The organism is Shewanella sp. SG44-6, from assembly GCF_014164185.1.
GTDB lineage: Bacteria > Pseudomonadota > Gammaproteobacteria > Enterobacterales > Shewanellaceae > Shewanella > Shewanella vesiculosa.
Window position 1 is genome coordinate 15,148 of record NZ_JACJER010000035.1, and the last position, 23,565, is coordinate 38,712.

Consider the following 23,565-nt stretch of genomic DNA (forward strand, 5'->3'; position numbering starts at 1 on the left):
AGGTGATGTAAGCCGTCAATTTTAGCCAATGTTATTCGTTTCATTATTACTTGGTCGAGTAAAAGCTTGGCAAATATTTTGATCTACAGACTGTTTCGCGCGTTTTAAGGCTATTTCAGCATTGGTAAGATATTGGTCTAAACTTTGTGCTGGTTGGTAGCTGGCAATACCGATATTAATACCTTCTGCTAAATTTTTCTCTTCCAAGGTTTTCATCATGTTAATTGCGTATTGATGCGCTGAATTGGCATTGGTATCTGTGAGTAAGATAACCAGCTTTCCGAGCTGCCATTGCGCTATTTGATAATGAAGCGGTAACTCAATCAGTAATTGTAGCTCAATGTCTTTTTGGCGTTTCTCAAGCTGACTCACATTACCCATGTTGCTAAAAATACCTTCTGGATTAATGTCCATCACCAGTAGGCTAGAGTATTTTTTTATTGAGTCACCTAGGTTGATAAAGTAATTTTCAAGTTCATTTAAACGCAGCACTATCGCACTGCGATGGCCGATAACATTACTGCTGTTTTTAGCTAATACCGTGGGGGTTGTTTGCTCAAACGTACAAATAAGATATTCAATGTCACCGTCAAATGTTAATTGGCCGACTAATGTTGTTTTTAAACAATGATCATATCGACTGTGGTTAAACGGCATTATCTGTGCAGTCCATTCTCCCTGTAAACTGATTTGCGCGGTAATATTTTGCCATTGATTACTGACTTCGTCGCCGAGTAATGTCGTCAGTGAAATATCAGTGTCTCCGTGTAAAGACATCAGTTGATCAAATTGGTCATTACATTTTATGAGCACTCCGTTGGCATCGGTTAGCGCGGTAGCAACGGCGCTATTACTCATTAGTTGATACAGATAGGCTTGGCGCTGACTATCAAATAAGGCACTAATATCTTCAAAAGTGATCAGCCAATAATGTTCATTACTGTTGGGGCACTTTTCACTGCGAATATGAGTTTGTAACATACTACTATTCTGCGTTTCCAAGCGGATCTCACCATGCCATTGTTTATCTTGGATTAACGCCTCTTTAATCTGATTTAAACGATCATCATCCAGATGCAGTACCCGTTGTAAACTGCGATCTTTTAGGGCATCAATTGACAGCGATAGCGCCGAAGCCGCTTTGGCATTAGCGCTCTGGATCCGGCCGCTATCATTAACAATTAAACAGCTTAATTCACTGTTAAACAAACCGTTACTCAATTGAAGACTATTTTGGTTTGAGCGACGCTCAAGCACAAATCTATGTCTTAATATCACTAGTAAACTGGCTAAAAGTGCGACTAAGCATCCAGCGATAATGAGTACTATGCGCCATTGCTCATATCGAGCAGAAATATCATCATGGCGAATGTACGACAATAAAAAGTATTCTCTCTTGGTTTCATATTGGCTGGTTAACTCAACCTTAAGGTATACAAATGTGGCATCTTCACTATGAAACTGGCCAAAATTATTCATTGCCATTACACGCCATAATTCTGGATAAGTTTGTTTTAAACTGGACCCCAGAGTGTCAGGCATGCTGTCTAATGGCTCAGGTTGATTGGCACCTGCATACAGAAAGCCTTGGGTATCAAGTAAAAGTAAGGGGGAATTCTGATTAAAAAAAGCAGGTTTTATTGTTTCAAGTAATTTAACAATAGAATTATAAGTGACCAAATAACCTTTAATACTCTGATCAGGATTTTCTATCCATGATAACTGGTAGAAATACGGCTCTAATATGCCATCAACAGGTGTAAATGCCATGGGTGAGGTGTAAATATCATTACCCCCCATATTCCTCCCCGAGCCCAATAATGCTGCGGGAAGTTGCATATTATTGAAACTCCCTGTGGTCGAAAATTGCAGTTGTCCTTGGGGATTAAATAATGCAAGTCCAAGCAGTTCTGGAATATTTTTCGTTAATGAGTCCCAGCTTTCGATCGTTCTTGATTGCAGTTGTGCAGAGGGTTTTTGCAGGTATTGTCGCAGTAATTCACCTTTGGCAAATGTCTGGGTTCTAAACTGCAAAAATGACACTTTGTCGGAGGCTAACGACGCAACAGTCTGTAATTCACTGTAACGTTGATCGGCCCAATCTTCTTGCAGACGACGCTCGCCTAAATTAACCACCATACTCGTAACGATAAACACCGCAATTAATAAAATAATCAATTGGCTTAGCAGCGAAAGAATATGCTGTTGCGACCAATGGGTCGCTTGTGAAGAAATTAATAACGAGTTTGAAGAACTCACTGCTGTGTGTTTAGACATGGTGCCACTTTTTTAGCATTCTCATGCTGGCAATACTAGCATGAAGCCGGCGTTGGCGAAAATGTCTGTGAACTAATCGAATAGATTTGTTTAACCGATTATATCTAACTCGCGTTGTTTAAATATTGCGCCGTTTTTTTCAGCGATATTGCGGCAATGTTCAATGTTTACATTAGCCAGCCCGTTGATCGCACTGACATGTACTTCAGGTATGAATTTCGGCGCAAGATGAATAAATTCAAGTAACGCTTCATAGGACCCTGCTAGTTTAGGCCGGCAATGTTGCTGGTATGCTTCAGGGGTATCGGCATTAAGTGAAATTGATAGACTGTCTACACATTGGCTTAGCTCGGGTAAAATATTACGGCGATGAAAATGGTTACCCAAGCCATCGCTATTTAGCCTTACACGTCCACCTTGGGCTTTTATCACGTGTGCAACCTGCAGCAAACACTCAAGGTTTAAGGTGGGTTCACCAAAACCGCAAAAAACATATTCTGCTACTTCCTGCACATTACCCAATAGGGGGAATATATCGTCAGCTGTAATACGTTGAGACAAGGATAAGTCATATTCATGTATTTGCTTAGAGCCATTATGCTTAGGACAGAACTGGCATCTTAGGGTACATCTTGCGGTAATGTTCAGATAACGGTGATGACCTATATCGTAAACTAAGGTTGGTATGGCTGAGGAGGTGTTCATAATGGCTTTTTATCATCAAGATTATAGCGAGTATTCTAGCTAAATATTCAGCGTGACTATGTTGCTTAGCTCGCAGTTTTTAAAGCAAAAAAAACAGAGCCACGTAAGCTCTGTTTTTTAAGTTAATAATCGAGTTTCATTGGCTTAATGGTGCTTGTCAGAACCTAAGGGGTCAGCAAGGGTTTTAGGTTGCCACCACCAAGAGAAAAATCGACGCCATAGGCGTTTTATATCATCAAGAATAATGTATAAAATCGGCACTAGAATTAGCGTCACTACGGTAGAGAATAAAATACCGAATGCTAGTGATGTCGCCATTGGAATAACAATTTTAGCCTGTAAGCTTTTTTCCATAATGATGGGCACTAAGCCAACAAAAGTGGTGAGTGAGGTTAAGATAATCGCTCTAAAACGGTAACAACCAGAATCGATAGCCGATTGCAGTAGCGACTTGCCTTCTTCACGCGCTCGGTTAACAAAGTCGACTAAAATAAGCGAGTCGTTTACCACCACTCCAGCGAGTGCCACAATGCCACATAAGCTCAGCACACTCATTGAAAGCCCGAGAATATAATGGCCAAACAAGGCGCCAATCATACCAAACGGAATAACCGACATAATGATTAACGGTTGTGTGTACGACTTTAATGGGATGGCCATTAAGGCATAAATAGTGAACATAGCAAAGAAGAAGCCTTGGGCTAAACCGAGCATGGCATTTTGCTCATCCAAGCTGCCGCCATCCAAAGCCGAAGCCACTTTGGGGAAACGCGCGGTTAATTCTGGCAAGAAGTCTTGCTGAATTTCGGCGACCACTTTTGATGGTTCAACATTGTTTTTATTCACATTGGCGCTAATGGTGATCGCTCGGCGACCATCAACCCGAGTGATCGATGCGTACGACTCTCCCAGTTCGATATCGGCTACGGTTGAAAATGGCACCGAGGCGCCAGATGGGGTGCGGATCAGCATGTTTTCAAGATCACCCATAGTACGACGTTGTTCTAGTGGGTAACGCACCATGACTTTGACTTCTTCTTTATTACGCAAAATTCGTTGGGCTTCATAACCATAAAAGCCATAACGAACTTGGCGAGCTAAATCTGACAGTGTTAATCCTTGTGCTTCAGCTTCTGGACGAATGTTTAAGCGGATTTCGTGTGAACCCGATGAGAAGTTATCGGTAATATCATACACGCCTTCATAGGTAGCCAGTTTTGCTTTAAGCACTTTAGCGGCTTCAGATAACTGGTCTAAGTCCGTTGCCGTTAAGCGGAACGATAAGTCTCCACCGGCATCGTTGGTGCTAGCATTGATATTAAGTTTTTTAACCGATAATAATTCCGGTAACTGTTTACGCCATTCTTCAGCAATTGCGACACCGTCGATTTCACGGTCTTCGCCTTTAGTCAGTTCGGTAAATACAAAGGCACTGCTGCGTGATTTCAATTCGATATAGCTATGCTTTACCATAGGGTAACCGTACTGTTCTTCAAGCTTAGTGTTCATTTTATATAACGCATCTTCGACTTGTTGCAGTACTTTTAAGGTATTTTGCTCAGAGCTGCCTTCTTCCATTTCAAGCTGAACTTGAATAAAGTCCGACGGAATATCAGGAAAGAAAACCCAGCGCACTTTGCCGCTTTGTACTAATGCAAGTGACAAAATCAGTACCCCAACAAATACCGCCACTACGCTGTAACGACGCGAAATGCAACGCTCTAAAAAGTGACGATAAGTGTGGTGAATAAAGTGCTGTAACCATTCATTGATGGCAAATTTAAGCCGCGAGAAAGGATTAGTTGGTGTGGTGCGTTTTTTGATTTTCATGTGAGCCAAATGCGCCGGTAAAATCAATTTTGATTCAATCAACGAAAATGCTAAACATAAAATCACCACCATGCCGATGGATTTCCAAATGATACCCATGGGGCCGGAGACCATGATCATAGGTACAAAGGCGGCAATGGTAGTAAGTACCCCAAATGTGGCCGGCATTGCTACTTTTTGCACTCCTTTTACCACGTTATCTAAAGAGTGGCCGTTTTCTTCTAGCTCGGTATAGGCGCTTTCTCCGATGACAATGGCGTCATCGACCACGATCCCTAGCACGAGAATAAATGCAAACAGTGTCAACATGTTGATCGACATATTAAATGGTTCAAGCGGCATTAATAACATGGTGCCTAAAAAACACACAGGCAAGCCCATCATCACCCAAAAGGCCAGTTTAAGATCTAAGAATAAGGCTAAAATAATAAACACTAATAGAGCACCGTAAAACATGTTCGACAGCATCATGTTCAAACGGCCTTGCAAGTAGTGGGTTAAATCACCCCAGGTATCCAGTTGAATATTGTTCGGTAAGGTTTTTTTTCGTTCAGCGACATAAGCTTTAACTTGCGACGAAATATCTAACGCGTTTTGATCGTCAATACTGGTGATTTCAATCACTGCAGCGGGCTTGCCGTTAAAGCGGGTGTATTCTAAACGCTCTTCAAAATCATCATTAATGGTGGCCACTTGCGGTAGCATAATTCGGCTGCCATCGGCACGGGTTTCTACCACTATTTGGGCAAAATCATCGGCAGTATAAGCTTGGCCTTTAGTCCGCAGAAGAATGTCACCGTCTTGGGCACGAATTGATCCACCGGGCAAATCAATGGATGAGTTTTGAACCGCTAATGCCACTTGGGTGAAAGTAATGCCATATTCGCGCAGTTTGTCTTCAGACAGCTCAATACCAATTTCGTAGTCGCGAACACCAGTGACTTTTGCGCGAGTGACTGCAGGTAAGTCAGTGATGTCGTCTCTGATTGCTTTAGCCATTTCCTTCATGTCATGTAGGCTCATGTCGCCATAGACAGATACCCAAATAACATTGTTTTCTGGCTTTATTTGGTAAATATTAGGTTTTTCGATGTTATCTGGAAAGGTGGCAATAGCATCAATACGCAACTTAGCTTCATCTAGGACTTGCTGAACATCGTAACCGTCTTCAACTTCAATGGTCACCGAGCCCACACTGTCGCTGGCAACTGACGTGACTTTTTTGATGCCGCTAATATCTTGAATTGCTTCTTCGATTTTAATATTAATCCCTTCTTCAATTTCTTGTGGCGCAGCACCTGGATAGGCCACATTAATATTGATGAGGTTTAATTCGAAGGTTGGAAATATTTCTTTATTAATAAGAACGGCACTAAACAAACCGCCAATAAGCAATGCTGCCATGAGTAAGTTGGCCGCGACACTGTTACGAGCAAACCAGGCGATAATTCCTTTATTCGTTTCCATGCTTATTCACCTGCCGTCGGCGCGACTTGGACATCAGTATCGACTGGAGTGATCTTGCTTTCTTCGCCGAGAACTTTTATTTTCTGACCGGCATTCAAGCTGTTAATACTCGTGGTTGATACGCGCTCATTTGCTTTGAAACTGCCTTGAATATAAATATTGTCAACGTCTGAACGAATAATATTCACTGGGCGTATTTCGATAATATTGTCTGCGCTAACCACTGCTACTTGACCATTGCGCACTACGTGACGTGGCAGCATTACCACATCATTCACCGTTCGCCCAGTAATTACAGCATTAACAAAGCTGCCGTATTTTAACGGTAATTGGCCTTCGGTTTTATGGTTACGTAAATACGGGTCATGTATTTCTGCGACCAGATATACCATGCGAGTTTGTTCGTCGATAACGTTTTCGCTGCGAACAATTTCGCCTTGCCAAGTGACTTGCTTGCCGGCTAACAATGCAGTCAATGTGACTGCAGTTTCAGGATTATCAACAGACTCTAAATACGCGAGATCTTCATTTGCTAAAGGCAATCTAATTTCAGCAATACTGGTGTCGTATAGCTCGCCTAAATTAGTACCTAGTGTAACGTACTGACCTAAGTCAACATTACGCGCCTTAATGATACCGTCAAATGGTGCTCGGATAACGGTGCGGGCTAAGTTTCGTTGTGCACGGGCTAGTGCTGCTTCGGCATATTTAACGTTAGCTTGTTCTTTTTTGAGTTGTGGGATACGTAATCCCAGCTCTGGTGGTAAGCCATTACCAAAATCTTTAAATTCAATTTTAGCGACTTCGCCGCGGGCTTTTTCTTCATTCAATGCCGCCGTCGCTTGAGCAAGCGTTGCTTCAGCCTGCATGAGGTCGGCTTCATAATCTGACGGTTCTATAATGGCAAGTTGCTCACCTTTTTTAGCCACGCCACCAGCAACAAAGTTAGCTGAAATACTGAGTAAGCGTCCTTGAACTTCTGTGACTAACTGGGTTTTATACTTAGGATTCACTACGCCGTATGATGGTAAGTTCAGCGATAAGGTTTGCGGGGTGACGGTTTGCACATTAATAATCGGCACACTGATCACTTCATCTTTTTGTTCAGGGGCTTCTTTGGTGCTGACCAATAATATCGCTGCGGCGGCAAACACGGCGATGATCAATAGCGGTGATAATCTTCTAAGTATGGTTTTTATCATTTCTTTTTGCGTATCCATGCTGAAATAATGCTGAAAGATTGTTAACTACGTTGGCTAACAAGTTTTACTGATTAATATTTTTACTCATTATCTCTAAATTAACAGAGTATGAAGCGTATCTGAATAGCTTAATGTAAATAAAATGTTTCAGGGTTTCATGTTTTTTATCATTTGGTCCCGAAATATCAGTAAATTGATTTTTTTACGGTGTTCGTATCGGGGTATACCATACCATTAAATTTTAAATTGTTATTAATTAGTTGGTTAGGTTGAAATATTTGCCTGGGTGTTTTTTGAGCTGAAATTAACATTTGTTGACACTTTCTTGCTCTATTGCCTCTAGTTAATAATGATATATAACGGTTTAGATATAAAAAAAGCGAATTACAGAGTAATTCGCTTTAATGCTGTCTAGTTAAGGCTGTCTAAGGAAGCCTAGATAAACCTAAATACTACTTTTTCTTGTATTTTTTTGATTTCACTCGAGCATCTTTTGCGTTGGCTTTTTTCTTTCCTGGCACCTTGGCTTCTTTGTGCTTAGGGCGAAGCTCTTCAATAACACGGCGTTTTAGTGGTAGCTCAATGTAGCGTTCAATTTTAGACACTATGCGCATGTCATGGGCTTCAACTAATGAAATGGCAGTGCCCTTTGCACCAGCACGTGCAGTTCGCCCAATGCGATGAACATATGCATCAGCAGAGCGAGGCATGTCAAAGTTAATCACATGAGTAATGTCATCAACATCAATACCGCGAGCTGCAACATCAGTGGCCAATAGCACATTGACCTCGCCTTTAGAAAAACGTCCAAGTGCCTGAAAGCGCTTTTTCTGTTCCATATCGCCGCGCATAAATGCACAAGGGATATTCGCTTTGAGTAATAGGCCTTCAAGGCTGGCAACCATTTCGCGCGTTTTAACAAACACTATGGTGCGTTTAACATTTTCTTGTTGAAGAATATGACACAACAAGGCAAATTTATGAGCTTGATCATCGGCCAAGTGTACCCACTGATGTACTTTGGCTTTTTCACTGCGCGGTGCTTCAACATCGACCATTACGGGATCGTTTAACAATTCACGTGCAAAACGATTAACCCCATTACCTTCAAGCGTGGCAGAGAACAACATATTCTGTTTTCGACCCTGAGCTTCGATGGCAATTGATTGCACGACTGATGAGAACCCCATATCGAGCATGCGGTCAGCTTCATCAATAATTAAAATTTCAACTTCAGTCGCGTCAAATTTATCTTTATCTAAATATTCCATTAATCGACCTGGGGTAGCGATTAATAAATCAACATTGTCTGCAAGAGCTTCTTCTTGTGGGCCATATGGCACACCACCGGTAATAATAACGATGTTGAGATCAAGCCCTGTTGCTAAGTGACTCGCATAACGATGAATTTGACTGGCTAATTCGCGAGTTGGTGTTAGCACTAAAATACGTGCTTGACCCTCAAAACGGCGTGGGAAATCGATAAGATGCTGTAAAGCTGGCAGTAAAAAACTGGCCGTTTTACCGGTGCCTGTTGGCGCACGCGCTAAAATATCCCGCTGATCCATGGCCAATGGAATGGTTTGCTGCTGAATAGTGGTAGGGGTGTTGTGTCCCATGGCCTTGAGTGACTCTAATAAGCTAGGGTCGAGCTGGAAATCTTCAAATTGCATGCGCTGGTCTCGCTGAAAAATAGTTGAGTATTATAGCTGACCTAATGAGTAGGCTAAAGCTTTAAGTAGAATGGGCGGCATAAATCTATCATCGTTTCGCTGTATCGCCCTTGTTTATCGCGGATCGTCATCTGCTGATACTGAGTTTCAACCGGTGGAACAGTCAATATTGGTTGTTCAGTTACCGCTAGGTGATGCTGAATGGCCAATATTGATCGGTTAGCGAGCTTTCCCTCAATGCTAATGATATCAAGTTGCTTTGCAACGAATAGACCATAAGCATTAAGTTGTTGTGTAAAGCTCGCTAAACTTTGTTGCGGTAAAATAACACTTGCAGTGCCCTGGGGAGCAAGTAATTTGCTGATCACGCTTTGTAACTCACCGAAAGACAAGGTGTTCGTGTGTCTTGCGTCTGCTCGAGCGCTATTTTTAGCCTGGGTACCTTGCTCAAAGTAGGGCGGGTTACAAATAATATGATCAAATAATGGCGCCGAATCGTTGAGGTGCTGTAGTTGAAAATCTTGAATTGCACCATGGAAGAGTTGTACCGTTTCAGGCCAAGGGCTTTGTCTAATATTATGTTGGCAAGCATTAGCTGCTGCAGCGTCTATTTCTACAGCAATAATACGGCGGTGTTCAGGACTGCGCTGGGCCGCCATTAGGCTGAGTAAGCCACTTCCTGCACCAATATCAAGAATATGGTTCGACTGTGTTAATTCAGCCCAAGCTCCGAGTAAAACCGCATCTGTACTAACAGCCATACCACATTCTTTATCATCAATATGAAATTGTTTAAACGTAAAAGACATAGATAATTGATTACTCTTTCGGCTGTTTGAATGACTCGGACGAGATCATAACTGCTTTAGTTTTTACTGTCGCGTTTTAATTACCGACCTCTATCGTGGTTGATTTTTTGTTATGTTAATTAACTTAACATTCATAGGTGTGGTGAATATGTGCGCAAGTCTTGCCATAAATAGTAACTAAATCGTTTATTTTGCTTTTATGAGGTGCTGAAGCTTGAGTATTTAAGCGATGTTTGCTATTAGTTTGCGCACTTTTTTAGGCTTAAAGCTGAGTAAAAGGTCTAATTAAGACTGTTTTAACAGGGATGTGATGCTGAGTACTGAGCTAGCGATTTATTTCGTTACTTTCAAAAAAAGTTTTACTATTTTTAAGTGTATTTTTAACTTTACAATTTATTGTTCGTTCAGCTCATCAGTAGCTAATTAAAGCGTAATCAATTAGGTTTGTTAAAAAACATAACAATAAAACGAGGCTAGTAGTGCAAACAACTAAAATGAGTGTAACTGATACGCTAGGGTTAGGCTTTATGACCTTTGCGTTCTTTTTAGGTGCGGGTAACTTAATTTTCCCACCTTTTGCTGGCATGCTTGCTGGCGAGAATATGTCTTTTGCAATGTTTGGATTCTTAATAACTGCAGTAGGAATGCCTTTGATAGGCTTAATCGCCGTGGCGAAAGCCAACGGTAAAGTGATGGCGTTATTACCAGCCTTTGCTGCCACCGCATTAGCAGTGGCGATTTATATTATTATTGGCCCTGCATTTGCCGCCCCGCGTACCGCTTTGGTGGCGTTTGAAATTGGTGCAAGACCGTTTATTAGTCACCCTGATGCATTGATGCTGCTCGGTGGGCAAGAGTTTAATATTGCGCAATTGATTTATACGTTAGTGTTTTTCTCTGTTGTGATGTTTTTATCTTTATTTCCAGGCAAATTACTCGATAGCGTAGGTAAAATACTTACTCCAGTATTAATTATATTATTAGTCGGTTTAGCCAGTTCAGTGATTATTCTCCCCGGTGCAGCGGTAAATTTACCCGTTGGTGAGTATATTAATAATCCATTAACAAAAGGGATAATTGAAGGCTATAACACCATGGATACCCTGGCATCATTGATGTTTGGTATGTTGATTATTGATTTGTTACGCAAAAAAGGTGTTAACGACGCTGCCGATCAAACTAAGTATTTAGTCCGTGCAGCCTTTATTGCTGCTGGTGGACTCGCGTTTGTGTATGTGTCGCTATTTTACCTAGGTGCATCTGCTGGCGATTTTGCTATTGGCGCAGACAATGGTGGTCAAATTTTAACTAATTATGTCACTTATCATTTTGGCTCAATTGGCACATTAATGTTGTCAACAGTAGTTACGCTAGCATGCTTAACGACTGCGGTTGGTTTAGTCACAGCTTGTTCTGAATTTTTTAACGAGTTAATGCCAAGCTTGTCTTATAAATTGTTGGTCGTTTTGCTCAGTGTGATTTGTGCTACCGTTGCTAACGTTGGGTTAACCCAGTTAATTAGCATTAGTATTCCAGTGCTAATGACCATTTACCCAGTCGCCATAGCCTTGGTATTAGTAACGTTTTTAACAGAGCGTTTTGCTAGACCTGAGTTTTCGCATCGTATTGTGTTAAGTGTTGCACTATTTTTTGGTATTTTTGACGGGTTACAAACCGCTGGTATGGACATGAGTTTCCTTGATTTTATGCCATTGCATGCCGAGGGAATGGCTTGGTTGCTACCCACGGCGTTAACGGCGATAGTGTGTTTGTTTTTACCTAAAAATATGCCTCAAAAAGCCGATATTTAAACTTTAAATAAGTCATAATATACCCATCAATATAACGACGTTATGATAAATTATCTAACGTCGTTTTTTATTATTTATTGGATAATGCTTTGGCCAAACCTGCTTATCAACCGGATCCATTAATTAACCAGTTTCTTGATGATCTATGGTCAACCAAGGGGTTAAGTGACAATACTTTGGTGTCCTATCGTACTGATTTACAACATTTGGATCGTTATGTATCGGCTAAAGGGATCCATTTACTCGATGTTGACCAAGCCCAATTACGCGACTATCTAGCTATGCGCTTTGATAAACAATTTGCCAAAAGCAGTACCGCTAGATTGCTTAGCAGTTTACGGCGTTTTTATGCTTACTTATTAGTGAAGCAAAAAATTAGCCAAGATCCGACCGCATTAATTAAGTCGCCAAAGCTCGCGCGTCAGTTACCTGATACCTTGTCGGAGGCACAAATTGACAGCTTATTATCTGAGCCGAATACCGATGAACCTATTGAGCATCGTGATAAAGCCATGTTGGAACTCTTATATGCCACCGGCTTGCGTGTAACCGAGTTGGTCAGTTTAACCATGGAGCAAATTAGTTTGCGCCAAGGCTTGGTCAGGGTGATGGGTAAAGGCGGCAAAGAGCGCTTAGTTCCTTTAGGTGAGTTGGCTATTTCAGCCGTTGAGCAGTACATCAAGTTTGCTCGTGCTGAGTTATTAAGTATGAAGCAGTCTGATGTATTATTTCCATCACGACGAGGGCAAATGATGACACGGCAAACCTTTTGGCATCGGGTTAAGTTGTATGCTGCAAGGGCGGGGATTAGCTGTCATATATCACCGCATACGTTACGCCATGCTTTTGCTACTCATTTATTGAATCACGGTGCAGATCTTCGAGTTGTCCAACTTTTATTGGGACATAGTGATTTATCCACCACGCAAATATATACTCATGTAGCGAAAGTGCGTTTACAGCAGTTGCATAGCCAGCATCATCCACGCGGTTGAGTGCGATAATGATCAAATCGTTACATTTTAAGCATGTCAGTCTAGTTGCGTTAACGAAACTAAGTCTGTAAGTTTTATTCACTAAGTCGGGTCTATTGAACTGAACCCGTGCCATTTAGGAATTATCATGAAGTTAACCAAAACATTAGCCCTTGTTGCCAGCCTTGTTATTGCTCCTATTGTGTCAGCTGCACCTGCGACTGATGTCTCAAATGAATATGCATTAAAGCAAAAGCTTACAGATACCTTGGGTGTCAATGTGTCGTTAATTCAACAATCTCCAATTGATGGTTTATATCAAGTACTAACCGATCGTGGAGTGTTATACGTGACCAAAGATGGCGCTAAGCTGTTTCATGGCAATCTGTATGATATCGACAAAGGGATGAAAAATTTAACCGAGGCTGCATTGGCCGGTCCTCGTATCGAACTGTTGAAACCATTTGAAGATGAGATGTTGGTTTATAAAGCTAAAAATGAGAAACACGTTGTCACTGTGTTTACTGATGTCGATTGTGGTTATTGCCGTAAGCTACACAGTCAGATGCAAGGCTATAATGATTTAGGTATTACCATTCGCTATTTAGCATATCCTCGTGCGGGTATTCCTTCTGCTAATGCTGATGAGATGCAAGCGGTATGGTGTGCTAAAGATCCTCTCAAAGCGATGTCAGAAGCAAAGTCAGGTGGTAAGGTCACTGCCGCGAGTTGTGATATCGATATCGCTGCTCAGTATAAGCTAGGCACATCTTTTGGTATTAACGGTACTCCTGCGTTGATTTTAGAAAATGGTGTTATGGTGCCGGGTTATCAAGCACCAGCTGACTTATTACGCACCATCGAAGCAAACTTATAAAGCATATTGATAAATCAATGTCGTAAAACGTGTGCTAAAAACGTAAAATTAAGGTGAGCTTAGGCTCACCTTTTTGTTATGCTTATTTCTCATATTACCCGATTAAGGTTGCCTTTTGTCTCATAGAATAGTCCGACGTCCTCAGGTTGATGATAGCCATTTACCCGCCTCTTTATCGCCATTATTGAAACAACTTTATGCTCGCCGTGGTGTGACTGAAGACAACTGTGATTTATTACTCAGTAAGTTATTACGCCCCGAGACGATGAAAGGGCTAGCGGAAGCTGCCATTGTCATTGCCGATGCCATTGCTGCTCAGCGGTCGATACTCATAGTTGGGGATTTTGACGCTGATGGTGCTACCTCAACTAGTGTATGTATGCTGGCACTGAAAATGATGGGGGCTCAGAATATTGATTACCTCATTCCAAACCGTTTTGATTATGGCTATGGTTTAAGTCCTGAAATTGTTGCTGTGGCATACTCTAAAAATGCCGATGTATTAATTACTGTTGATAATGGTATCTCTTCGATTGAAGGCGTGGCTGCAGCCAAGTTATTGGGGATGACCGTTGTCGTGACAGATCATCACTTGCCCGGTAATACCTTGCCTAACGCTGATGTTATTGTAAATCCAAACCAGCCAGGGTGTCAGTTTGCCAGTAAGTCTATTGCTGGTGTTGGGGTGGCATTTTATCTTATGTCAGCACTGCGCGCCGAATTAAGGCAACGTAATTGGTATCAACTACAACACATTGTAGAGCCTAATCTCGGCTCATTGTTGGATATTGTTGCTTTAGGGACGGTTGCTGATGTGGTGTCGCTAGACACTAATAATCGTATTTTAGTCAATGCAGGTTTACAGCGTGTTAGAAGTGGTCGTTGTCGTGTCGGTATTACTACTTTACTTGAAGTGGCAAAACGTAGCCCTGAAAAGATGGTTGCCGCCGATTTTGGCTTTGCGGTGGGCCCCAGATTAAATGCTGCTGGTCGTTTGGATGAAATGGCTTTAGGGGTTGAGATCTTACTGTGTGAAGACATCATGCTTGCAAGAAGAATGGCTGCCGAATTAGATGGCTTGAACCAAGAGCGCCGTGAACTTGAAACGGGTATGCAGCAAGAGGCATTAAAGAGTCTATCGAAAGTATCACTAAATGAGGATGATTTACCTTGGGGGATTGCTATCTTTCAGGATGATTGGCATCAAGGGGTGATTGGTATTTTGGCCTCACGGATTAAGGATCGCTATCATCGGCCGGTTATTGCTTTTGCTGATGCCGGTGATGGGACGATTAAAGGCTCGGCTCGTTCAATTAAAGGCTTGCACATGCGCGATGTGCTCGAGCGTATCAATAGCCTCTATCCAGGGATGATAACTAAATTTGGCGGCCATGCGATGGCTGCAGGACTCTCGTTAAAAGCTGATGTGTTTGAACTCTTTACCCAAGCCTTTGATGATGCCGTGAGGGAGGTATTAGATTATGAGCAACTCACAGGAGAGCTTCTGTCTGATGGTGAGTTACCGAGTGATTTAATGACGCTCGATATGGCCTTTTTATTACGTAATGCTGGGCCTTGGGGGCAGTCATTTGAAGAGCCGCTATTTGATGGCATGTTTAATGTTGTCCAGCAGCGTATCGTCGGCGAGAAACACTTAAAGCTATTATTAGAGACGCAGTGTGGCAGCACTATGTTAGATGCAATTGCCTTTAATGTGGACTTAGCCATATGGCCTGATGCAACGATTAAACATGCTCGCGTGGTTTATAAGCTTGATGTGAATGAGTTTAGAGGTAACCAAACCGTGCAGTTAATGGTGGATTACATTGAACCCTTGTAATCGCAATTTAATTGTTATTTAGCTTAGAGTTTTAGGTTTGTTCTGTGTTCTAAGAGCAACAGCACTGTAGCGTTAACTTGTCGATACAACTAAAACAAAAAGGCCTCGCAATGCGAGGCCTTTTTGTTAAATCTTATAAAGTTATTTGGTACAGGTGAGAGGACTTGAACCTCCACGCCCTTGCGAGCATCAGCACCTGAAGCTGACGTGTCTACCAATTCCACCACACCTGCAAAACATGTATCGCGAAATAACTTTATTTTTATTAGTCGCAGTAGCCACCAATATCAATATGGTGCCCGAACCCGGAATCGAACCAGGGACACGAGGATTTTCAATCCTCTGCTCTACCGACTGAGCTATTCGGGCGACGGACGCAATTTAAAGGATTTTGACCTGTTGAGTCAACTTGTTTTTAATGTTTTTATCAAAATTTGTTTCGTTTGAACGTATTTTGGTCGTATCGAATATTATTCGGCCAAAGCATCGTATTGTAATCAATACTGCATTTCATGATGGTTAGTGGATTAAATGATGTTAAGGTGCCTTTTTTACCCGTGTCATCAGCACGCAAAGTAAAAATACCGTTAACTATGTAGCGATGAGATCTGCTGATATTGTTTAGTTAGGTATAAAAAACGCTCCTAGGAGCGTTTAATACTAAATACCAGTTGCTGTCATTTGACTAGTTAGATACAAGCTCATTATTTGGAAAGTTAGCTTTCATTACTGTTTTGACGTTTTGTTGAAGCTTTTCCTGACCTAGCTCCTCATACGCTTGAGCCATAATTTCTAATGCTCGTTCGGTTGAAGGCGTTCCTGGAAACTTCTCCATCACTGATTGAGCACGAACAGCAGCAGCACTCCATGCATTCATTTTAATATAATATTCAGCAACTTGGATAGAATATTTAGCTAAACGGTTCTTTAAGAACTGCATACGTTGTTGTGCATCAGCAGAATACTTACTGTCTGGATACGATTTAATCAATCTATCGAAATCTTTAAATGCATCTTGGGCATATTTAGGATCACGATCGGTACGATCAATATTCATTAAATCGTGAAATAAGTAATTATCTGCCTGCATATTCGTTAAACCACGCATATAATAGACGTAATCTATATTAGGATGCGTTGGATTGAGGCGTAAAAAGCGATCAATATTGGCAAGTCCTGATGCAGCATCATCCATTTTGTAATACGCATAAATCAAGTCTAATTGAACTTGAGTTTTGTGCGGACCAAATGGAAAACGAGAGTCCAATGCTTCAAGTGAACGGACGGCTTTAGAGTAATTACCTAATTCCATTGACGTTCTTGCTTGAGAATACAGGACCTCAGGTGATGCTTTACTGGCAACATCATCGTCTTCAGGACTGCTACTACAGGCTGTTATAGCCAGTGAAAGTAATACTAGGGCGGCACCTTTGGCAATTTTATTCATACTTGAATTTAATTCTTTTTAAGTTGTTGTTAAGAATTTTTCCATTTCACGGTAAAATAGAAAACATCCGATTGTAACAGATAGCACATTCACTTTGGACCCCTAAACTGGGGTACGGTTCCTATGACACAAGAGATTAATCTAAAAAGCGAGATAACAGCAACACAAACTGGTCTGAGATTAGACCAAGCATTAGCTGGTTTGTTCCCTGACTACTCGCGCACACGCATCAAGGAATGGATCCTATCTGGTGCAATTACTGTTGACGGTATCACAGTCGACAAGCCACGGGAAAAGGTTTTCGAAACTCAACTGATTGAAGTGACCGCCACTCTTGAAGAAGAAGTGCGTGCACAAGCGCAAAAAATCGATCTCGATATTATTTATGAAGATGATCATATTATCGTGGTTAATAAGCAAGCAGGTTTAGTTGTGCATCCAGGTGCGGGTAATGCCGACGGCACATTGATGAATGCACTGTTGCATCATTGTCCTAGTATCGAGCTCGTTCCACGCGCTGGTATCGTGCACCGTTTAGATAAAGACACCACTGGGTTAATGGTTGTAGCCAAAACGGTTGAAGCGCAAACGCATTTAGTTGCAGCATTACAAGCTCGCGATATTGTTCGTGAATACGAAGCGATTGTATTGGGCACTATGACTGCGGGTGGCACGGTTGATGAACCTATCGAGCGTCATGCTACTAGACGTACTCAAATGGCAGTGATCCATGGTGGTCGCCCATCGGTGACTCATTACCGTGTTGCTGAAAAATTCCGTGCTCATACTCGTTTACGTTTACGTTTGGAATCTGGTCGTACACATCAAATTCGTGTTCATATGGCGCATATTGGTCATGAGTTAGTTGGCGATCCTGTTTATGGTGGCCGTCCTCGCCCACCTAAATCAGCTAGCCCTGAGTTTTTTGAATTACTCAAAGGTTTTAAGCGTCAAGCTTTACACGCGGTGCGTTTAGAACTTGCTCATCCGTTTACCTGTGAAATTATGACTTGGCATGCGCCTATTCCTGATGACATGGTTGAGCTGACAAAAGCACTACGAGTTGACACTGAGCTTAACCCGATAGTTTATTTATAATGCTTAAGCACGATTGGCCAATACCTGAAAATGTTGCCATTGCGATAACAAATCGCTTTGGTGGTGTTAGTGTTAGCCCTTTTGATAGTTTAAATTTAGGCTTACATGTAGGCGACAAGCCTCAAGATGTATTGACTAATCGTGCGATATTAAGTCAGCAATTTGCATTACCGGCAGAGCCTACTTGGCTCGAGCAAGTTCATGGTACTAACATTGTCGAACTTCAAACATTGGCGGCTGATAGTGCTTTAACCTTTGCCGATGGCAGTTACAGTAATCAGTTTGGTCATGTATGTGCGGTAATGACGGCGGATTGTTTACCGATATTATTATGTAATCAACAGGGCACTGAAGTTGCTGCTGTTCATGCTGGTTGGCGTGGCTTATGTGAGGGAGTAATCGAGCAAGCATTAGCGATGTTTCAGTCTCCAGCGGCAACATTAATCGCTTACTTTGGACCAGCAATTGGCCCTAGTGCATTTGAAGTGGGTAGTGAAGTGCGCGATGCTTTTATGAGTAAAGATCCACAGGCTTCAAAGTGCTTTGTTCCTCATAACACCAAATATTTCGGAGATTTAGTCGGATTAGCTAAGTTGCGCTTATCTGCAGCTGGTGTACATCAAACCTATAATGCCGATGTTTGTACCTTTGCAGATCCACATTTTTTTTCCTATCGCCGCGATCAGCAAACAGGTCGAATGGTATCATTAATTTGGCTTAAATCTTAGCCTGCTATTATTGACAGTATCCAAGTCTAAAAAATAATCGATTTGTTGATCTAGATTAAGTTTTAACCTTGAATTTACATTAAATGGCCCCATCTTTAAGTTAACAAATTATTCGTTTCTGAATTAATTTCCCATTTTATCAGTATCAGATTCCTAGGAGGTTGTATGAGACTCGATCGTATGACTAATAAGTTTCAAATTGCCATTTCTGATGCCCAATCATTAGCATTGGGGCGCGACCATCAATTTATTGAACCTATTCATTTAATGATGGCACTATTAAATCAAGATTCTGGCTCTATTCATTCTCTACTCACTCAAGCGGGTATTCGCGTAAGCGCGCTTCGCTCTGCAATTAGCCAAGACTTAGAGCGTTTACCGCAAGTTGAAGGCACGGGTGGGGATGTCCAGTTGGCGCAAGGATTAATTCGATTACTTAACCTGTGCGACAAACTGGCCCAAAAACGTAAAGATAAATATATTTCATCAGAACTCTTTGTTTTGGCTGCATTGGAAAATAACGATCCGCTTGCCAAAGCCTTAAAAGATTCTGGTGCGACTAAAGAATTAATGGAAAAAACCATTGAAGATATGCGCGGTGGACAGAAAGTTGATGATCCTAATGCAGAAGATCAACGTCAAGCACTGAAAAAGTTTACCGTTGATTTAACCGAACGCGCAGAACAAGGTAAATTAGACCCTGTTATTGGCCGTGACGAAGAAATCCGCCGCACGATCCAAGTTTTACAACGCCGTTCTAAAAATAACCCCGTACTTATTGGTGAGCCCGGTGTAGGTAAAACGGCTATTGTCGAAGGCTTAGCACAACGCATTGTTAATGGTGAAGTCCCTGAAGGGATTAAAAATAAACGGGTATTATCATTAGACATGGGCTCGTTAATAGCGGGCGCCAAATATCGCGGCGAATTTGAAGAACGCTTAAAAGCGGTATTAAATGAACTCTCTCAAGAAGAAGGCCAAGTCATTCTCTTTATTGATGAGCTGCATACCATGGTCGGCGCAGGTAAAGGTGAGGGGGCAATGGATGCGGGTAATATGCTCAAACCTGCATTAGCACGCGGTGATTTACATTGTGTCGGTGCAACAACTCTGGATGAATATCGTCAATATATTGAAAAAGATGCAGCATTAGAACGTCGCTTTCAAAAAGTGATTGTTGATGAGCCCAGTGTTGAAGACACTATTGCTATTTTACGTGGTTTAAAAGAGCGCTACGAATTACATCACCATGTGGAAATTACCGATCCTGCCATTGTAGCCGCGGCAACTATGTCACATCGTTATATTTCTGATCGAAAACTACCCGATAAAGCCATCGACTTAATTGATGAAGCTGCGTCGAGTATTAGAATGCAAATTGACTCAAAACCTGAAGCTCTCGATCGATTAGAGCGTCGTGCTATTCAGCTAAAATTAGAAGAGCAGGCGTTAAGTAAAGAGTCTGATGAGGCCAGCCGTAAACGTCTCGAGTTTTTGCAACTTGAGTTAAGAGACGTTGCAAGTAAAGCGGCTGAGATGAATGAAATTTGGCATACCGAAAAAGCTGCATTAGCGGGCACCCAACACATTAAAGCCGATTTAGAACAGGCAAGAATGGACTTAGAAGTGGCTAGGCGTGCGGGTGATTTAACGCGGATGTCAGAATTGCAGTATGGACGGATCCCTGAACTTGAAAAACAGTTAGATTTAGCTTCACAGGCTGAAATGCAAGACATGACATTGCTGCGCAATAAAGTGACCGATGTTGAAATTGCCGAAGTGTTATCAAAAGCTACTGGTATACCGGTATCAAAAATGCTTGAAGGTGAACGAGAAAAGCTATTGCACATGGAAGATGCGCTTCATCATCGTGTTATTGGTCAAAATGAAGCTGTTGATGCAGTCGCTAATGCCATTCGTCGAAGTCGTGCAGGACTTGCTGATCCTCAACGTCCAATCGGCTCGTTTTTATTTCTTGGTCCAACCGGCGTCGGTAAAACTGAGTTGTGCAAAGCATTAGCCAAGTTTTTGTTTGATACTGAGTCAGCCTTAGTGCGTATTGATATGTCTGAGTTTATGGAAAAGCACACAGTCTCTCGTCTAGTTGGTGCACCTCCAGGTTATGTTGGCTATGAAGAAGGTGGATATTTAACCGAAACCGTTCGACGTAAACCTTACTCAGTCATTTTGTTAGATGAAGTTGAGAAAGCACATCCAGACGTATTTAATGTATTACTGCAAGTCTTAGATGATGGTCGGTTAACTGACGGCCAAGGCAGAACGGTTGACTTTAAAAATACTGTTATCATTATGACCTCAAATCTCGGTTCAGATATTATCCAAGAGGGCTTTGGTCATACAAGTTATGAGGATATGAAAGCGGGAGTCATGAATGTGGTGATGCAGAGTTTTCGTCCTGAGTTTTTAAATCGCATCGATGAGTCTGTGGTATTCCATCCCTTAGATGCAGAAAACATTAAACACATTGCCAGTATTCAATTCGAGTTACTGCGCAAGCGTTTGATTGAAAAAGAATTCGATATAGAGTTATCTGATGACGCATTATCTTTAATTGCTGAAGCTGGATTTGATCCTGTATATGGTGCAAGGCCATTAAAACGAGCATTGCAACAAGAAGTAGAAAATCCTTTAGCGCAAAAACTACTTCGCGGCCAATTACTGCCAGGTAAAATGATTAAAGTCGTTGTGGAAGATGGCAAGCTAGCCTTCATTCAATAAGACTCGCTAACCTGAACATCTAATGTCGTTATAACAAAGGGAGCATTTGCTCCCTTTTTCGATTATTGACTCTGACAAAATAAGCTGACTCGCTCGGTATTTTCGGCTATTGCAGCTTGTCTTTGCTCTTCCGTCATAGCAACAGTCTCACCAGTGTCTTTATTTTGTTGATTTAACTTGCTGTGAGTCTGTAACACACTGAGGCTATGTTTAGCATTTTCACAGATATCTTTGGCTTGTTGCTTATCTTTTTCGTTAATAATTTTTGCCGATTTCTCTAGTTCAGTCTCAACCTTGGTAGAAGATTTTTTTTGGGGCACATAAGTGCCAATTTTTGCGGGTTCCATATCTTCAGTATAAATTTTGCGGGCATCTATATTTGAGGGTTGTTGCTGACTGTAATGTACAACTCCAGCATCATCTACCCAAGTATAAATAGTCCCTGCGAATAAGGATGTGCTAAATGCTAAAGCGGCTAAACTGATAACTAAACGCATAATTCCCATTTGAGTATCCTAGAGCTAATTGACGTTATGCTTGAACGTTTCAAAAATATGCTATCTTTGAGTATAAATCCAACATTTGAAACGATAGTGTATAAAGTGTATGCAAAATTCACCCAATCACCCAGTAAAAAATAAAGGTATTTACTTATTACCTAACTTATTTACCACAGCTGGATTGTTTTCCGGTTTCTATGCTGTCATTTCATCTATGAATGGTCACTTCGAGTCTGCTGCTATTGCTATCTTTATTGCCATGATTTGTGACGGACTTGATGGCAGGGTTGCCAGGTTAACAAATACTCAAAGTGATTTTGGTGCTGAATATGATAGCTTGGCCGATATGGTCTCATTTGGTATGGCTCCAGCTATTCTTGTCTACAACTGGGCTTTACAGGATTTAGGTAAAATAGGTTGGTTAGCGGCATTTATCTATTGTGCATGTGCAGCATTAAGATTAGCTCGATTTAATACTCAGGTTGGTGTTGCTGACAAACGATTTTTTCAAGGCCTTGCCAGTCCAGCAGCTGCGGCATTAATTGCTGGCAGTATTTGGAGTGGTTCCGAATATAAGCTCGATCCTACAGACATAAATTATCTCGCTGCATTAATAACGACAATGACTGGACTGCTCATGGTCAGTAATTTTCGCTATCACTCGTTTAAGGAAGTTGATTGGCGAGGAAAAGTGAATTTTGTCGTGATGTTATTGCTGGTGGGAGTATTTGTCATTATCTCTGTTGAACCTGCTATTATCCTTTGCCTTGGTTTCTATATATATGCACTATCTGGTCCTGTGATTACTATTAACACCATAAAGAAGTTAAAAGTAGCGCACATTGTTGGTGATGAGCCGATTGCACCAGACCTACAACAAACCCCAATTCCAGATTCGTCTAATGACATCACTCACGCAGGTGGTAATAGCCATAATGCAAATAAGAAAAGTGAAACTTAAAATATACTCAATTATTAGCATAGTGCTTATCAACAGGGTTCACCGTTATTGCTAATAGGTATAAAGAGTAAAGCCAGCTAGGGTTTTCTCGCAAAACTTAATAAAATGATGTCTTTTTTGACCAATCCTTAAAGTTTGTACTATAGTTTTTATCCCTATTGGTATTAAAAGGGGATCTGGGTGATTGCAAGGTTCCAGTTACCAATAGCTATTTTGCATAAAAATAAACCTCATTGAATGATTTTAGTACTGTGTTGTTTGAATAGTGTTCGGTTGAATGCTGTTTTGCTAAAAACGTTTAAAAAGGCCTTGCACAAAATCTTGTGGTGCCTATAATGCGCATCCACTGACACGGCAGACAGCGAAAGCGGTTACCGAGTTGGGTTGAGTTAGGTGGTTCATATCACTGGATTCAAGGCGAAAAGAAAGTTTGAAAAAACACTTGACGCCGACACGGGAAAGCGTAGAATACGCACCCCAAGCCAACGACCTAGCGTCTTAAGGCGATGTCTGAAAAATCGACATCACGTTCTTTAACAATCTAAACAAGAAATCTGTGTGGACATTCACAGGTATTGAGTTATTCGAAATTGTCTTCTGTTCTTCGGAATGTTGGCAATCAAAAAA

At 41.5% G+C, this 23,565-nt stretch carries 16 protein-coding genes and 2 tRNA genes; 8 read left to right on the forward strand and 10 right to left on the reverse strand.

Annotated features, from left to right (window positions below; all coding sequences use genetic code 11):
- Positions 1-21: 21 nt before the first annotated feature.
- The 6 genes from H5185_RS08440 to H5185_RS08465 all read right to left on the reverse strand — a co-directional run bounded on the left by H5185_RS08440 (position 22) and on the right by H5185_RS08465 (position 9,963).
- Positions 22-2,277 (reverse strand): PAS domain-containing protein, encoded by a 2,256-nt coding sequence (locus H5185_RS08440; protein WP_182741823.1) that lies wholly within the window; start codon positions 2,275-2,277, stop codon positions 22-24.
- A 90-nt stretch (positions 2,278-2,367) separates the two neighbouring features.
- Positions 2,368-2,982, reverse strand: a complete 615-nt coding sequence (locus tag H5185_RS08445) for a TatD family nuclease-associated radical SAM protein (protein ID WP_182696652.1) — start codon at positions 2,980-2,982, stop codon at positions 2,368-2,370.
- A gap of 144 nt (positions 2,983-3,126) precedes the next feature.
- The gene (locus H5185_RS08450) at positions 3,127-6,279 is read right to left on the reverse strand and encodes an efflux RND transporter permease subunit (protein WP_182696651.1); all 3,153 of its coding nucleotides are present in this window, start codon (positions 6,277-6,279) and stop codon (positions 3,127-3,129) included.
- Positions 6,280-6,281: 2 nt separating this feature from the next.
- A complete protein-coding gene (locus H5185_RS08455; protein WP_182722303.1) occupies positions 6,282-7,481 on the reverse strand; it encodes an efflux RND transporter periplasmic adaptor subunit in 1,200 nt (399 codons plus the stop codon).
- Between the two features lie 452 nt (positions 7,482-7,933).
- Positions 7,934-9,154, reverse strand: coding sequence for an ATP-dependent RNA helicase SrmB (srmB, locus tag H5185_RS08460; protein WP_124018025.1), 1,221 nt, complete (start codon positions 9,152-9,154; stop codon positions 7,934-7,936).
- A gap of 53 nt (positions 9,155-9,207) precedes the next feature.
- On the reverse strand, positions 9,208-9,963 hold the full coding sequence (locus H5185_RS08465; protein WP_124018024.1) for a tRNA1(Val) (adenine(37)-N6)-methyltransferase: 756 nt from the start codon (positions 9,961-9,963) through the stop codon (positions 9,208-9,210).
- 479 nt (positions 9,964-10,442) lie between these two features.
- Here H5185_RS08465 and brnQ point away from each other — a divergent pair, with 479 nt between their 5' ends.
- From brnQ to recJ, 4 genes are all read left to right on the forward strand, one after another.
- Positions 10,443-11,774, forward strand: a complete 1,332-nt coding sequence (gene brnQ, locus H5185_RS08470) for a branched-chain amino acid transport system II carrier protein (protein ID WP_235781757.1) — start codon at positions 10,443-10,445, stop codon at positions 11,772-11,774.
- Between the two features lie 89 nt (positions 11,775-11,863).
- The gene (gene xerD / locus H5185_RS08475; RefSeq protein WP_182696649.1) at positions 11,864-12,769 is read left to right on the forward strand and encodes a site-specific tyrosine recombinase XerD; all 906 of its coding nucleotides are present in this window, start codon (positions 11,864-11,866) and stop codon (positions 12,767-12,769) included.
- A gap of 127 nt (positions 12,770-12,896) precedes the next feature.
- Positions 12,897-13,625, forward strand: a complete 729-nt coding sequence (gene dsbC / locus H5185_RS08480) for a bifunctional protein-disulfide isomerase/oxidoreductase DsbC (protein WP_182741824.1) — start codon at positions 12,897-12,899, stop codon at positions 13,623-13,625.
- Between the two features lie 115 nt (positions 13,626-13,740).
- Positions 13,741-15,465, forward strand: coding sequence for a single-stranded-DNA-specific exonuclease RecJ (recJ, locus tag H5185_RS08485; RefSeq protein WP_182741825.1), 1,725 nt, complete (start codon positions 13,741-13,743; stop codon positions 15,463-15,465).
- A gap of 146 nt (positions 15,466-15,611) precedes the next feature.
- On the opposite strand, the gene H5185_RS08490 is transcribed toward recJ, so the two are convergent.
- The 3 genes from H5185_RS08490 to H5185_RS08500 form a co-directional block, all read right to left on the reverse strand.
- Positions 15,612-15,698: transfer RNA gene (locus tag H5185_RS08490), tRNA-Leu, on the reverse strand.
- A 60-nt stretch (positions 15,699-15,758) separates the two neighbouring features.
- Positions 15,759-15,834 (reverse strand) — tRNA-Phe (locus tag H5185_RS08495).
- Positions 15,835-16,150: 316 nt separating this feature from the next.
- Positions 16,151-16,912, reverse strand: a complete 762-nt coding sequence (locus tag H5185_RS08500) for an outer membrane protein assembly factor BamD (RefSeq protein WP_124018020.1) — start codon at positions 16,910-16,912, stop codon at positions 16,151-16,153.
- 123 nt (positions 16,913-17,035) lie between these two features.
- Here H5185_RS08500 and rluD point away from each other — a divergent pair, with 123 nt between their 5' ends.
- The 3 genes from rluD (at position 17,036) to clpB (ending at position 21,477) form a co-directional block, all read left to right on the forward strand.
- The gene (rluD, locus tag H5185_RS08505) at positions 17,036-18,010 is read left to right on the forward strand and encodes a 23S rRNA pseudouridine(1911/1915/1917) synthase RluD (RefSeq protein ID WP_124018019.1); all 975 of its coding nucleotides are present in this window, start codon (positions 17,036-17,038) and stop codon (positions 18,008-18,010) included.
- Complete coding sequence (pgeF, locus tag H5185_RS08510; protein WP_182741826.1) at positions 18,010-18,738, forward strand: peptidoglycan editing factor PgeF; 729 nt, start codon at positions 18,010-18,012, stop codon at positions 18,736-18,738. The genes rluD and pgeF overlap by 1 nt, the downstream gene beginning before the upstream one ends.
- 165 nt (positions 18,739-18,903) lie before the next feature.
- The gene (gene clpB / locus H5185_RS08515) at positions 18,904-21,477 is read left to right on the forward strand and encodes an ATP-dependent chaperone ClpB (RefSeq protein ID WP_124018017.1); all 2,574 of its coding nucleotides are present in this window, start codon (positions 18,904-18,906) and stop codon (positions 21,475-21,477) included.
- Positions 21,478-21,539: 62 nt separating this feature from the next.
- Here clpB and H5185_RS08520 read toward each other — a convergent pair whose 3' ends face one another.
- A complete protein-coding gene (locus H5185_RS08520; RefSeq protein ID WP_182741827.1) occupies positions 21,540-21,983 on the reverse strand; it encodes a DUF4124 domain-containing protein in 444 nt (147 codons plus the stop codon).
- Positions 21,984-22,083: 100 nt separating this feature from the next.
- Here H5185_RS08520 and pssA point away from each other — a divergent pair, with 100 nt between their 5' ends.
- A complete protein-coding gene (pssA, locus tag H5185_RS08525) occupies positions 22,084-22,938 on the forward strand; it encodes a CDP-diacylglycerol--serine O-phosphatidyltransferase (RefSeq protein WP_259395230.1) in 855 nt (284 codons plus the stop codon).
- The last annotated feature ends 627 nt before the right edge of the window (positions 22,939-23,565 follow it).